This window comes from Streptomyces sp. NPDC003027 (assembly GCF_053591435.1).
The window spans coordinates 47,680-60,047 of sequence record NZ_JBSFTU010000032.1 but is presented as its reverse complement, the minus strand read 5'-3'; the positions used below and the strand labels follow the sequence as shown (position 1 = coordinate 60,047).

General features: G+C 71.1%; 11 protein-coding genes. 5 read left to right on the top strand and 6 right to left on the bottom strand.

Going from position 1 to position 12,368, the window contains the following annotated elements:
- Positions 1–780 carry a hypothetical protein gene (locus tag ACWDX6_RS22070; RefSeq protein ID WP_451486592.1) on the bottom strand — a complete coding sequence of 260 codons (780 nt, stop codon included), beginning with the start codon at positions 778–780 and terminating at the stop codon, positions 1–3.
- Between the two features lie 256 nt (positions 781–1,036).
- Here ACWDX6_RS22070 and ACWDX6_RS22065 point away from each other — a divergent pair, with 256 nt between their 5' ends.
- The 5 genes from ACWDX6_RS22065 (at position 1,037) to thpR (ending at position 5,747) form a co-directional block, all read left to right on the top strand.
- A complete protein-coding gene (locus tag ACWDX6_RS22065) occupies positions 1,037–1,345 on the top strand; it encodes a hypothetical protein (protein WP_451486591.1) in 309 nt (102 codons plus the stop codon).
- A gap of 79 nt (positions 1,346–1,424) precedes the next feature.
- Positions 1,425–2,756 carry an APC family permease gene (locus ACWDX6_RS22060; protein WP_451486590.1) on the top strand — a complete coding sequence of 444 codons (1,332 nt, stop codon included), beginning with the start codon at positions 1,425–1,427 and terminating at the stop codon, positions 2,754–2,756.
- 132 nt (positions 2,757–2,888) lie between these two features.
- Complete coding sequence (ctaD, locus tag ACWDX6_RS22055; RefSeq protein ID WP_451486589.1) at positions 2,889–4,628, top strand: aa3-type cytochrome oxidase subunit I; 1,740 nt, start codon at positions 2,889–2,891, stop codon at positions 4,626–4,628.
- Positions 4,629–4,693: 65 nt separating this feature from the next.
- On the top strand, positions 4,694–4,978 hold the full coding sequence (locus ACWDX6_RS22050) for a hypothetical protein (protein ID WP_451486588.1): 285 nt from the start codon (positions 4,694–4,696) through the stop codon (positions 4,976–4,978).
- A 124-nt stretch (positions 4,979–5,102) separates the two neighbouring features.
- Positions 5,103–5,747 (top strand): RNA 2',3'-cyclic phosphodiesterase, encoded by a 645-nt coding sequence (gene thpR, locus ACWDX6_RS22045; protein ID WP_451486587.1) that lies wholly within the window; start codon positions 5,103–5,105, stop codon positions 5,745–5,747.
- Positions 5,748–5,879: 132 nt separating this feature from the next.
- Here the strand turns inward: thpR and ACWDX6_RS22040 are convergent, their stop codons facing one another.
- From ACWDX6_RS22040 to ACWDX6_RS22020, 5 genes are all read right to left on the bottom strand, one after another.
- Positions 5,880–6,659 carry a hypothetical protein gene (locus tag ACWDX6_RS22040; protein ID WP_451486586.1) on the bottom strand — a complete coding sequence of 260 codons (780 nt, stop codon included), beginning with the start codon at positions 6,657–6,659 and terminating at the stop codon, positions 5,880–5,882.
- Entirely contained in the window at positions 6,659–7,285 is a 627-nt protein-coding gene (locus ACWDX6_RS22035; RefSeq protein WP_451486585.1) for a hypothetical protein, read from the bottom strand. Before ACWDX6_RS22035 ends, ACWDX6_RS22040 begins: the two co-directional genes overlap by 1 nt.
- A 270-nt stretch (positions 7,286–7,555) precedes the next feature.
- Entirely contained in the window at positions 7,556–9,649 is a 2,094-nt protein-coding gene (gene ligA / locus ACWDX6_RS22030; RefSeq protein WP_451486584.1) for an NAD-dependent DNA ligase LigA, read from the bottom strand.
- Between the two features lie 75 nt (positions 9,650–9,724).
- Positions 9,725–10,258: a cytochrome b gene (locus ACWDX6_RS22025; protein ID WP_451486583.1), complete on the bottom strand. Its 534-nt coding sequence runs from the start codon at positions 10,256–10,258 to the stop codon at positions 9,725–9,727.
- Between the two features lie 93 nt (positions 10,259–10,351).
- Positions 10,352–12,091: a SpoIIE family protein phosphatase gene (locus ACWDX6_RS22020; RefSeq protein WP_451486582.1), complete on the bottom strand. Its 1,740-nt coding sequence runs from the start codon at positions 12,089–12,091 to the stop codon at positions 10,352–10,354.
- Positions 12,092–12,368: the final 277 nt, after the last annotated feature.

Here is a 12,368-nt window from a genome sequence, read left to right as displayed (position 1 = left end):
TCAGCTCCCTTGCGTCGGTCGCTGCGGTCCCGCCGGCGGAGGCGGAGTGGGAGGCGCCGCCGCGGCAGGCCGGCTCGGGGTCGGGGGGGCCTGCTCGTAGGACGGCGTCACGTGGGGCGGCTGGGACTGCCCGTAGGTGTCCAGCGGATCGTCATAGGCCGCCTGCGGGGCGCCCGAGCCACTGCTGGGTGCCGCCTGGTGACGGGGCGGGCTCGTCGGGCGCGGTGGCACGCCACCCTGGCCCGGACCGCCCTGCCCCGCGCCGGCGCTCGATGAGGCGGACCCGCTGATGCCCTTGCCGACCCGCGCGACAGCGAATCCCGCGAGGGCCGCTCCGGCCAGGAACACGCCCGGCCTGCGCCTCGCGAAATCCTGCAGATCGCCGACGAGGCCGTCAGGTCCTCGCTCTTCGATCCGGGAGGCCACCTGGTGTCCGCCGTCCGCCAGTTGCCGCACGAGACCCGCCGCGCTGGACTCCGGCTTGCCGCTCTCGCTCATCTCCCGCAGCTCGTCCGCCAACCGGCGCACGTTCCGCGCGAGGTTCTGCGTCTGGGAGTGGGCCTGGCCCTGAAGCTGATCACGCAGCTCTCCCACGAGGTCACGGGCCTGACTCGTCGCTTCGCCGACGACATCGGCGGCCTGCTCCTTCGCGGTGCCGGTGACCGCGGCGGCCTTCTCCGCCACCAGTCCGGCACTCTCGCTCGCCTTGTCCTGAGCCGTTTTCGCCACCGCCTCGGACCTGCTCCGGTCGGGACGGCCGCTGTCCTGGAAGTCGCTCAAGGCTCCTCCTGGTCAATCGAAACGTTCAGCTTTCCGGTTGCTCACGCACGACGCGTACCCCTTTTCCGTCCATCTACGTCTATGTTCTGAAAGTGCTGTGATCGGCCGGCCTCGCGGGCGCGGAGGCCGGTCCCCCGTCCCGCCGCCGACCAGGCCTGGCGGCCGTACGAAACGCGGCCCGGCAGCATCCGTGTACCCGGAGCGCGGCCGACTGACCGAAGTGACCGAGACCGACCACCACGGGAGCTGATACGACATGCCTCGCTCGAAGCAGTACGCCGTCGCCGCCTCCGGGCAGTGGACGGACGAGGAGGAGGGCCGGCGGCGGCTGCCCGCCGGAGAGGTCCACGCCTGGGAACCGGGCATGAACCAGACCGTGTGCGGCCTGTCCCTCAGCCGGTCCGAGCTGACACGCTTCCCCCACATCACCTGGGCGGACACATTTCCGGAGTCCGGCGGGGCGGCGGACCGCGTCCGGCTCCAATGTCCGCGCTGCGCCTCCGTCGCCGGCCGGCGCGGCGGCGACGCGCGCCCCCGGTGGCACCGCACCAACCCCAGGCCGTGAGCCCCGCGGCGGCGGGCTCCCACGGTGAGATGGCGGAGCGGGTGGTGTGTTTCGGGCTTTCCAGGGGATAGGGGTCGACATGTCGACAGATAACGAAACACTCCCCACGGCTGCGACCGAGCCGTCCCTCCGGCGGGCCCTCACCACGCCCCTGCTCTTCTTCTTCATTCTCGGAGATGTGCTGGGCGCCGGCGTCTACGTCCTGGTCGGGCAGGTCGCCGCCGACTCGGGGGGCGCCGTGTGGGTGCCACTCACCGTGGCCCTCCTCCTGGCTCTGCTGACCGCCGCTTCCTATGCGGAGCTGGCGACGAAGTACCCGAGGGCCGGTGGGGCTTCTCACTACGCGACGCGGGCGTTCGGCCCGGTGGTCGGCTTCATCGCCGGGTTCTGCATGCTCGCCGCGGGAGTGGTCTCCGTCGCGGCGCTCGCCCGGGGCTTCGGCGGTGAGTACCTGTCGGCCTTCGTGACGCTCCCCGTCGCCTCGGTCGCCGTCGTCTTCCTCGCCGCACTCGCGCTGCTCAACGCGCGCGGCATCAAGGAATCGACGCGCGCGAACGTCGTCGCCACCGTCGTCGAGGTCGGCGGCCTCCTCGTCATCGTCGTCCTGGGCGCGTGGCTGCTGCTGCGTGGCGAAGGCGATCCCGGGCGGCTCACCCAGCTCGGCACACCGGAGAAGGGTGCCGTGCCCGCTGTGCTGAGCGGTTCCGTGCTGGCGTACTACTCCTTCGTCGGCTTCGAGACGTCGGTGAACGTCGCGGAGGAGACGCGGAACCCACGACGCTCCTATCCGCGAGCGCTGTTCGGCGCGCTCGCCACGGCGGGCGCCGTGTACGTGCTCGTGGGGATCGCGGCCTCCGCCGCGGTGCCGACCGAGAGGCTCGCCGAGTCCAGCGGCCCGCTGCTCGAAGTCGTGAAGGCGGCGGGAGGCGTCCCGACGTGGCTGTTCAGCGCGGTGGCACTGATCGCGGTCGCCAACGGCGCGCTGCTCACCGGCATCATGTCGTCGCGTCTCGCTTACGGCATGGCCCGTGACGGGCTCCTGCCCAGCGGCCTCACCAAGGTGCTGCCCGGCCGCCGTACGCCGTGGGTCGCGATCGCGGCCACGACCGCGGTGGCGATGCTGCTGGCGCTGACCGGCAGTGTCGCCGAACTGGCCTCCACGCTCGTGCTGCTGCTCCTCGTGGTGTTCTGCATCGTCAACACGGCGGTCCTGGTCCTGCGCCGGGACCCGGGCGAGAGCGACCACTTCCGGGCCCCGACCGTGCTCCCCGTCCTGGGGCTCATCTCTTGTGTCGTCCTCGCCACACAGATCGAGGCCCAGGTGTGGCTTCGTGGACTCGCGGTGATCGGCGGCGGCGTGGTGCTCGCGGCGGTGGCCGCCAGGAGGCGGCGCGAGACCGACGCGGGTTGACGGCATGTCACCGACTCTTGCCGGACGTCACTCGTACGCGCCCGCGCCGTGGGTGGCCCGGCGGAGCGAGCGGGCGTAGAAGTGGTACGTCACGGCCGTTTTGTCGGCCGCTCGTTCTTGCGGAAGGTTTTCATGACGACGTCGACTGAGCCGGTCGCCCCCGTCCCCGTGGCGGGCAGGAGTGTAGGGGCCGTGGTCGTCTCCTGGCTGACGACGACCGATCACAAGAAGATCGGGCATCTCTACCTGATCACGTCGTTCGTATTCTTTCTCCTGGGCGGTCTACTCGCCTTGATGATCCGGGCCGAGCTCGCGCGGCCCGGAATCCAGATCATGTCCCCGGAGCAGTACAACCAGGCGTTCACCCTGCACGGCACGGTGATGCTGCTGTTGTTCGCGACGCCGACCTTCGCGGGTTTCGCGAACGCGATCATGCCTTTGCAGATCGGCTCCCCGGACGTCGCATTCCCCCGCCTGAACATGCTCTCGTACTGGCTGTTCCTCTTCGGCGGCCTGATCGCGTTCGGAGGTGTGTTCACCACACAGGGCACGGCGGACTTCGGGTGGACCGCGTACACACCGCTCAGTGGCGGTGAACGCACTCCCTATGTGGGAGGCGACATGTGGATCATGGGGCTGGCGCTCGGCGGTTTCGGAACGATTCTGGGTGCCGTCAACTTCATCACCACCATCATCTGCATGCGGGCCCCGGGCATGACGATGTTCCGGATGCCGATCTTCACCTGGAACGTCCTGCTGACCTCCGTTCTGGTCCTGCTGGCGTTCCCGGTCCTGGCCGCGGCGCTGCTGGTGCTGGAGTCGGATCGGCAGTTCGGCTCGCACGTCTTCGCCCCGGCCAACGGCGGAGCACTGCTGTGGCAGCACCTGTTCTGGTTCTTCGGGCACCCCGAGGTATACATCATCGCGCTGCCGTTCTTCGGCATCATTTCCGAGATTCTTCCGGTGTTCTCCCGTAAGCCGATCTTCGGCTATATCGGGCTGATCGCCGCGACGATCGCCATCGCGGGATTGTCGGCAACGGTGTGGGCGCACCACATGTTCGCCACCGGGGCCGTTCTGCTGCCGTTCTTCTCCTTCATGACCTTCCTCATCGCGGTGCCGACCGGCGTGAAGTTCTTCAACTGGATCGGCACCATGTGGAAGGGTTCGCTGTCTTTCGAGACGCCGATGCTGTGGTCGATCGGCTTCCTGGTGACGTTCCTCTTCGGCGGCCTGACGGGCATCATCCTGGCCTCACCGCCGATGGACTTCCATGTCACCGACACCTATTTCGTCGTGGCCCATTTCCACTACGTCGTCTTCGGTACCGTCGTCTTCGCGATGTTCGCCGGCTTCTACTTCTGGTGGCCGAAGATGACGGGCACGATGCTCGACGAACGCCTCGGGAAGATCCACTTCTGGACCCTTTTCATCGGCTTCCACGGCACCTTCCTCGTCCAGCACTGGCTCGGTGCGGAGGGAATGCCCCGCCGCTACGCCGACTATCTGGAGGCCGACGGTTTCACCGCACTGAACACCCTGTCCAGCATCGGCGCGTTCCTGCTCGGTATGTCGACCCTGCCGTTCTTCTACAACGTCTGGAAGACCGCGAAATTCGCGCCCCGGGTCAAGGTCGAGGACCCCTGGGGATACGGCCGCTCGCTGGAGTGGGCCACCTCCTGCCCGCCTCCGCGGCACAACTTCGTCACCCTGCCCAGGATCCGCTCCGAGTCCCCGGCCTTCGACCTCCACTATCCGGAGGTCGCCGCCCTGGACGAAGGCAAGGAGCACAAGCGCGACATCCTGGATGACTCCGGCGCCGCGACGCAGCCTGGACGCGACACCGGCCCACACGGCTCGGCGCCTCGATGAGGCCGCGCTCCGCGAAAGGGCCCGACGGCAACGCCGAGGGCCTCGCGCGCCTCGAGGGCTACCTCATGAGCCAGGCCATCCGGCAGGAGGTGAAGCAGATGAGTGAGGACCTGGCCCGGAGCCTGTCCTGGCTCGGGCCCCTGGAGCAGGACGAAGTCGCCCGCCGCTTCGCCGACCAGCACCTCGCCCTCCGCCTCCAGATGCTCCGATCGACCGTCGAGCGCGCCGCGGAGCTCCGCGCGGAGTACAGCCACCGGTACGAGATGCTCCGACGCCGCACGTTCGCGTTCGCGCTGGGCAGCGTGGCCCTGACCATCGCGGCCACCACATGGATCGCGGTGCGCGGCTGAGTCCGAGGACGGCCGGCCCACAAGAGCGGTTCTCCGGGTCCGGTACCGGAAGGTCTTCGCGTACGAGAGGTCCGGCGAAGCGCCCTCCGGCCGGAGCCGGGGGCCCGTGGTGTACGAAGTCTCTGTGAACGAACAGATTCAGACCTCGACCGTCCGCGTCTTCATAGCTCTCGCGCCGCCCGACGAAGCGAAGGAAGAACTGGCACGGGAGCTGCGGCCCGCCTACGACGCGTACCCGAACATGCGGTGGAACCGCATCGAGGACTGGCACATCACGCTCGCGTTTCTCGGCGAGCTGCCCGTCACCACCGTTCCGCTCCTGCGGGCACCGCTCGCCCGCCTCGCGGCAACGCGTCCGCCCTTGCGGCTGGCACTTCGCGGTGCGGGGTGTTTCGACGAGCGGGTGCTGTGGAGCGGGATCGACGGAGACCTCGAAGGGCTGCATCTGCTCGCCGCCGAGGTCCGCACCGTCGTCAAGGCGTGCGGGGTCGATGTCGCGGACCGCCCCCTGCGTCCCCATCTGACGCTGGCCCGCTCCCGCAGGGACGACACCGACAGCGTGGCGAAGGCCGCTGCCGGACTCACCGGATTCACCGGTCGGCCCTGGCACGCGGAACGCCTGCACCTGGTCGGCAGCAACTTCGGCCGGGGTCCGGGGCCGATCCGCTACCGCGACATCGACGCATGGAGCTTCGGCGAACGCGGGGCCGGGGACGGCGAGGGCAACGGGGTCGAAGGCAGCGGACGGTCGTTCCGCTCCGAGGTCTGACCGGACGGACCGGCCCACGGACGTGGGCCGGTCCGTCCGGTCACGTGGCGCGCCGCCGCTCGCCCGGCATGGCCGTGGCCCCCGTGGATCACCACGGGGGCCACGGCCATGCCGGCGGAAGGGGCGCCGGGGTCATGCGCCGAGCAGGTGTTCCGTCACCTCGCGATAGGTTCGCAGGGTGAGCCGGAGCTGTTCGGTCTCGACGCCCCGATCGCTCGAGTCGCCGATTCCCTGCCAGCCCGCCCGCAAGGCGGCGCGACGGTCCCGGAGGGAGGCGATGAGCTGTTCCTCCACCTCGTCGAGCACCTCGGCCGCTTCGGCGACCGAGCTGCGCGGCGAGTCGACGAACCCGGCCAGCGCGTGGTGCAGGCGCTGTCCCAGACGGTCGCGGTCGGCGTCGCCGAGCAACAGCCCGAGCGGACGGTTTCCGGCCGGACCGGATGCGCGGCGCGCGCCGCTCGCGCCGGGGTCACCGCCGGCGTCAAGGTCACCACTGCCGTCGCCACCCGGCTCGCGGCCCGACCCGGAGGTGTGGCCGTCGTACGTGAGCGGGTCCGTCGTCTGCCGTCCGCGCGGCGCGGCGGGGGTCGCGGCGGGAGCGTGCGTAAGGCTCCTGTCGTTCCGGCCCGTGGCGCCGGGGTCGCCGGACGGTTCAGCGGACAGAGGTGACGCGGACAGCGGTGTCGCCTGGCTGCCGGTGACCGGCGCGGGTGGCGACGAGGGCGCGGGCGCCGACGGTGCGGGGCGGCCGGTGCTCCGGGCCGGCGCCGCCTGGATGGGGGCACCCGCCGTGCGATCCGGCCCGTTCTCACCGGCGCCCGACGAGCCCCGGTACGCGGGGGCCTGGGGCTCGTGCCGCAGGTCGTCTCCGGTACGGCCCTCTGCCCGCTGGTCCCGGTTCTCGCGCGCCATCAGGCACCACTTCCCTTCGGCTTGAGCAGGTGGCCTCGGCCTCGCGCGGAGGCGGTGTGCGGACGCGCCTTGCCACCCCACGCCGGTTCGGCGGCCGTCAGGCTCTCGAACAGGGCGCGTGCGTGGAGCAAGGCCTCACGCAGCTCCTCGGTGGACGCGGTCCCCGAGTGGACGGTCCGGCGTACCGTACGCAGGCCCTCCACGTGGCGGGGATGGTGCACCGAGAGGGCGGCGAGCTGCTCGTCGTGCCGGTCGGCCGCCGGGAAGCCCCGGGTCGCGGCGATCCGCGCGAGGAGCTGTTCGGCATCGGCGACGGCCTGCCGAGGGGCGTCGACGAAGCGCTCCTGAAGGGTGGTCCACTGAGCGTCGTACTGCTCGCGGACGGCGGGTTCCAGCGGCAGCGGCCGGATGTGTCCGTGCCGCTCGACCCGCTCGCGCAGGTCACGGTGGGCGGCCTCGGTGTTTCCGCCGTGGCGTTCGATGGTGCGGTCGTACTCGGGGCCGAAGCGCCGCTTGAGAGAGCGCGTGCCGCTACCGGTGCCCGTGCGGGCCCGGAACACGACACCGGCCGCCAGCACCACCGCGACCACCGCCGCGATGATGAGGACTGTGGTCAGGGTCGACATGGCTGCCTTCCTGGATTGTGTCTCCTGGCTGGCTGTTCGTCACTGCTTGCAGAGCGCTCGTCAGTTCGGCTTGCCGCTTCTCCGGCGGTCAAACCAAAGGGACGGCCCCGCTCTCCGGCAGAGGCCACGGGGCGTCGGCCAACTCGGCGACGCGGTGCGGGTCATGGGGGCGTGGGACAGGCCGGGCCCCCGCACCTCGCGCAGGTCGACAGGAAGCACCTGCCGCAGTCCGTCCTCGGCGCTTCCTCAGGGAATCACCGCAGCATTCCGTCAGACCTCCAGGGCAAGGAACGCTCCGACCAGCTCGGCGAACTCGTCGGGTGCCGCGATCCGGACACCGAGGTCCTCCGCCTTCGTGCGCTTGGAGCCCGCCTTCTCGCCCGCGACCAGGAGGCTCGTGCGCGGGGAGACGCCGGACGAGGACTTCCCGCCCGCCCGCTCGATCAGCTCGTTCATCTGATTGCGTGACAGCTTCTCCAGCCGGCCGGTCATGGCCCCGGTGACCACCACCGTCATCCCGGCGAGAGGCTGCTGTGACGCCCCTTCACCGCTCTCGGCGACCGCTTCCGTGCCCTGTTCCGGCGGCGGTGTCGCGCCGGGCTCCGTCATGTTGACGCCCGCGTGCACCAGCTTCCCGATCAGCGGAGCGAGCTCCGCCAGCTCCGAGACCACACCCGCCGCCTTCTCCCTGCCTATCCCGTCGACCAGCTGAAGCGTCTCCGCGTCGGCGGCGACGATCCGGTCCATGGTGGCGAAGTACCGGGCGATACGCCGGGACATGGAGCGTCCCGTGCCGCGTACCCCGAGGGCGCAGAACACCCGTGACAGCGGACGGCCGCGGGCGGTGTCGATGGCGGCCAGCAGATTGTCCGTGGAGGTCTCACCCATCCGGTCGAGGGCGAGCAGCTGCTCGCGTTCCAGGGTGAAGAGGTCGGCGAAGTCGGCGACCAGCCCCGCGTCGACGAGCTGCACCACCCGGGTGGAGCCGAGGCCCTCGATGTCGAGCTGGTCGCGGCCCGCCGCGTACGAGATGGAGGCGACCAGGCGGCAGTCGCGCCCGCGCGTGCACCGCCAGCGCTGCTCGCTGGTGTCGATCTCGGAGCCGCACTGCGGGCACGTCCGGGGGAACTCGATCGGCTGCTCGTCGCCGGTGCGCAGATGGGCGACGGGCGCCTCGATGCGGGGGATGATGTCGCCCGCCTTGTAGACCATCACCCGGTCGCCCAGGCGCAGGTCCCGCCGCGTGATGTCGGCCGGGTTGTGCAGGGTCGCGAAGCTGACGGTCGATCCGTCGATCTCGACTGGCTCGAGAACGGCGCGCGGCGCGATGATGCCGGTACGGCCGACGTTCCACTCGACGCCCAGGAGACGGGTGACCTTCTCGACGGCCGGCAGCTTGTACGCGATGGCCCAGCGCGGTGCCCGTGTGCCTGAGCCCGCCTCCCGCTGGTCCGAGGCCAGGTCCGCCTTGATCACGATGCCGTCGATCCCGAACGGCAACGAGGCGCGCAGCGCGGCGACTTCCTCGACCCTGGCCTGCACCTCCTCGGCCGTGGTGACGGTGCGGGGCGCCACGTCCGTGGCCGCCGCCGTGTGTACGCCGAGTCCGGCGACGTACGCGACGACCTCGCTGTGCGGGAGGTCGGCCAAGGCGGCGGTGAGTTCGCCGGAGTCGGGCAGCGGGATCGCGCCGTACGCGAAGAACGTCATCTCGACGCGGTACGGCCTGTCCTTGGCGCGGAGCGTGCCGGCCGCTCCGTTGCGCGGGTTGGCGAAGGGGGCGCCGCCATGCTCCGTACGCACCGTGTTGGCCTGTTCGAACTGCTCGTCGGTCATGAGGACCTCGCCGCGCACCTCGATCGTCACCGGTGAGCCGAGCTGCTCGGGCAGGCCGACGATGGTGCCGATCGCGTGCGACACGTCCTCGCCCGCGGTGCCGTCGCCTCGGGTGATCAGCCGGTCCAGCCGGCCCTCGTGATAGCGCGCGGCGACGGCCAGCCCGTCGAGTTTCGGCTCCACGCTCCAGGCAGCGACGGGTCTGCCGATGCGCCGCTCGAGCGACGCCGTCCAGGTGACGAACTGTTCGGCGGAGAACACGTTGTCCAGGGAGAGCATGGGGACGGTGTGGGGTATGTCGCCGACGGCCGCGCCGCCGGCGACCTTGCCCGTCGGTGAGGCGTCCAGCACCCCTTGGGGGTGCTCGGCCTCGTAGGCGGCGATCCCTCGTACCAGGCGGTCGTACGCGTCGTCGTCGAGCAGGCTCTCGCCCGTGGTGTAGTACGCGGCCGCGGCCTGCGCGGCCTGGTCGACAGCGGCGGCGTACGCGGGCGCGTCGGCGAGCACAACAGCTGAGTTCGTCGTCATGCCCCCATCCTGTCGCCCACCACTGACAACGGGGACAGCCGCACCGTGCCCGGGACGGGGCCCGTGCCCCCAGGGTCACAGCATGCGATGCAGCAGCCGGTCGCGGTTGATGAACTGGTGCTTGAGCACCAGGCCGACGTGCAGGGCGAGAGCGGTGAAGAAGGCGGCATGCGCGGCGATGTGGAGCGGAAGGATGTCGTCGCCGGCGGCGAGCAGCACCAGTCCGGTGGCGGGCACGAGGAAGGTCAGCCAGTACAGCGCGCTCTCGGTGCCGTGGGCGAGGCGTCGCTCCCGTGCGGTCAGCGTCGGCGCCCAGGGCGGCAAGGGGGTCAGCCGCCGCCAGGCGAGCCGGACGATGCCGAGCACGATGATCGTGACACCGAGGAGGACGTGCGCGGTGAGGAGCGCGTCGTCCCCGAAGGCGGCGTACTCGCCCTCTCCCCTGCCGCGCCCGCGCCCCGGTCCACCGCCCCGCCCTCTGCCACGGCCACGGCCCGGCTCGTCGGCGTCCAGGAGGTATCCGACCACGAACTGCGCGGCGAACGCGGCCACGACGCTCCAGTGCAAGACCTTGGTGAGGGGCCGGTACCCGGCGCCGCCGCTGCCCATGATCCCAGTGTGGGTCAGCTCTCCTCGGTCCGTCGCCCCCATGCCCGCCGGGGGCCTCCCGGCGGGCATGGGCCGGCCGTGTCCGCACGGCGGTCAGGCAGCGCCCGGCTGGGGTGGGCTGGTCGTGTGCGCGGCCGGGGTGCGCAGGGCCAGGATGGCGATGTCGTCGTCGTTGTTCCGGACCGGGCGGGCGCGTTCCAGCAGCAGGTCGGTGAAGGCGGCGAGCGGGCGGTGCACCAGCGAGGCGGCGTGCTTGCGCAGCCGCTCCAGTCCGTCGTCGATCGAGTGGTCACGGCTCTCCACGAGCCCGTCGGTGTAGAGCACCAGCGTCGACTGCGGAGGAAGGATGATGCGCGTGTCCGTCCGCTTCGCCGTCAGGCCGGTACTCAGCAGCAACCCGTGCCCTTCCGTGAGGTAGCGGGCCCGCCCGTCGTACGTGATCAGGAGCGGCGGTGGGTGGCCGGCATTCGTCCAGGCCAGGTGCCAGGCCCCGTCACCGGTCTGTTCCAGCGTGCCGAAGACCAGGGTCGCCATCGAGACCCCCGCGATGTGCATGGCCGACTCGTCCAGCCGGTTCACGATCGCGCTGGGCGGGTCGCGATGGGTCCACGCGTACGCGCGGAGGATGCTGCGGACCTGGGCCATGCCCGCCGCGGCGTCCAGGTCGTGCCCGACCACGTCACCGATCGCCAGCGCCGTCGTGCCGTCGGCCAGCGTGAAGACGTCGTACCAGTCGCCGCCGACCTGCGAGGCGTCCGGTGAGGGGACGTAGCGCGCGGTCATCTGCAGCCCGGGGATCGACGGCAGCTGCGGCAGGAGGTGGCGCTGCATCGTCTCCGCGACCTTGCGCTGCCGCTGGTACAGGCGTGCGTTGTCCAGAGCCAGCCCTGTACGGCGGGTGATGTCCTCCACCAGGGACAGGTCCGCCGGGGTCATCGCGTCCGGGCGCTTGGACCGGCCCAGAGTGAGCGCGCCCAGCACGTCCCGTACACCCCGTATCGGTGCGATCGCCGCCGAATGCATGCCCGTCGCCTCGAACAGCCGCCGCTGTTCGATGGCGATGCCGGAGTCCGGGGGGCCTTGGTACGTCGCCGGTGTCACCAGCGTGGAGGCGGCGCCCCGCAGGGCCCGCGACAGGGGCATCGGCGACTCGGCGGGGACCGGTGGCATCGGCCCCTGCAGGTCCTCGCGGTAGGTCAGGGCCTCGTCCTCGTAGTGGACGACGATGACGCGCTCCACTTCGTCGGCCTCGGTGATCAGGTCCACCACCACCCAGTCCGCGAGCCGGGGCACCACCAGTCGCACGAGGCGGCGCAGCGCCTCGTCGCTGTCGAGGGTCGACGTCAACTGCGTCGTCGTCTCGGCCAGCAGCGCCAGGCGCTCGAGCTCCGACAGCGTCGCGCCGGTCTCCGCGGGTTCCTCGGAGGGGGCCAGGCCGGTGCCCGGGTCGTGGAAGACCATCAGCGTGTCCGCGCCGGAGTCCGTGGCTCCGGCGCAGGGGACGATCGACCAGGACAGCTCGGTCAGGCTCCCGTCCCCCTGCTCGAACCAGCCGCGGCCGGTCCGCGTACGCCGGGACAGGATGGCTTCCTCGACCCGGCAGCGGGCCCTGGCCAGCGGCTGGCCGTGGCCGTCGCGGTGCAGGAGGTCGTGAGCGTCGCGCCCTACGACGTCGGCGGCCTTGATCCTCAGCAGCCGCTCGGCGCGGGCGTTCACCGCGGTGAGGACACCGCAGTCGTCCACGACGCACGCGGCCGCCGCAAGCCGTCCGGGCAGCTCCGAAGGCGAGGCCGCGCCACGCACGGATTCGCTCTCGACATCCTGGTCCTCCATGATCGCCCGTGCCTCCCTGGCCTGACCTTGGCCGTCATCGTCGTCAGGGTTGCAGATCGCCCAGGGACATCACTTGCAAACACTACGGCCGTGTCGTGCGGGAGTCCCGTCCCCGCCGCGGGGAACCGGCTGACCGGTCAGGTCGCGGCCGGGCTGGTGTCACTCGTACGTGGACACCGCGGAGCCACCGACGACCACCCGGGCGGGCCGTTAGGATCACGGGTGTGGGGGGACTTGGCGTGGGGATCGGCACGAAGCCGTGCACGTGGTGCAAGCG

What these genes read in the sequence shown, in the direction of transcription:
- ACWDX6_RS22050 (WP_451486588.1), top strand. Translation starts at nt 4,694, where the DNA reads ATGAGCCAGGCCATCCGGCAGGAGGTGAAGCAGATGAGTGAGGACCTG.
- ACWDX6_RS22040 (WP_451486586.1), bottom strand. Translation starts at nt 6,659, where the DNA reads ATGGCGCGCGAGAACCGGGACCAGCGGGCAGAGGGCCGTACCGGAGAC.
- ACWDX6_RS22035 (WP_451486585.1), bottom strand. Translation starts at nt 7,285, where the DNA reads ATGTCGACCCTGACCACAGTCCTCATCATCGCGGCGGTGGTCGCGGTG.
- ligA (WP_451486584.1), bottom strand. Translation starts at nt 9,649, where the DNA reads ATGACGACGAACTCAGCTGTTGTGCTCGCCGACGCGCCCGCGTACGCC.
- ACWDX6_RS22025 (WP_451486583.1), bottom strand. Translation starts at nt 10,258, where the DNA reads ATGGGCAGCGGCGGCGCCGGGTACCGGCCCCTCACCAAGGTCTTGCAC.
- ACWDX6_RS22020 (WP_451486582.1), bottom strand. Translation starts at nt 12,091, where the DNA reads ATGGAGGACCAGGATGTCGAGAGCGAATCCGTGCGTGGCGCGGCCTCG.
- ACWDX6_RS22060 (WP_451486590.1), top strand. Translation starts at nt 1,425, where the DNA reads ATGTCGACAGATAACGAAACACTCCCCACGGCTGCGACCGAGCCGTCC.
- ctaD (WP_451486589.1), top strand. Translation starts at nt 2,889, where the DNA reads ATGACGACGTCGACTGAGCCGGTCGCCCCCGTCCCCGTGGCGGGCAGG.
- ACWDX6_RS22065 (WP_451486591.1), top strand. Translation starts at nt 1,037, where the DNA reads ATGCCTCGCTCGAAGCAGTACGCCGTCGCCGCCTCCGGGCAGTGGACG.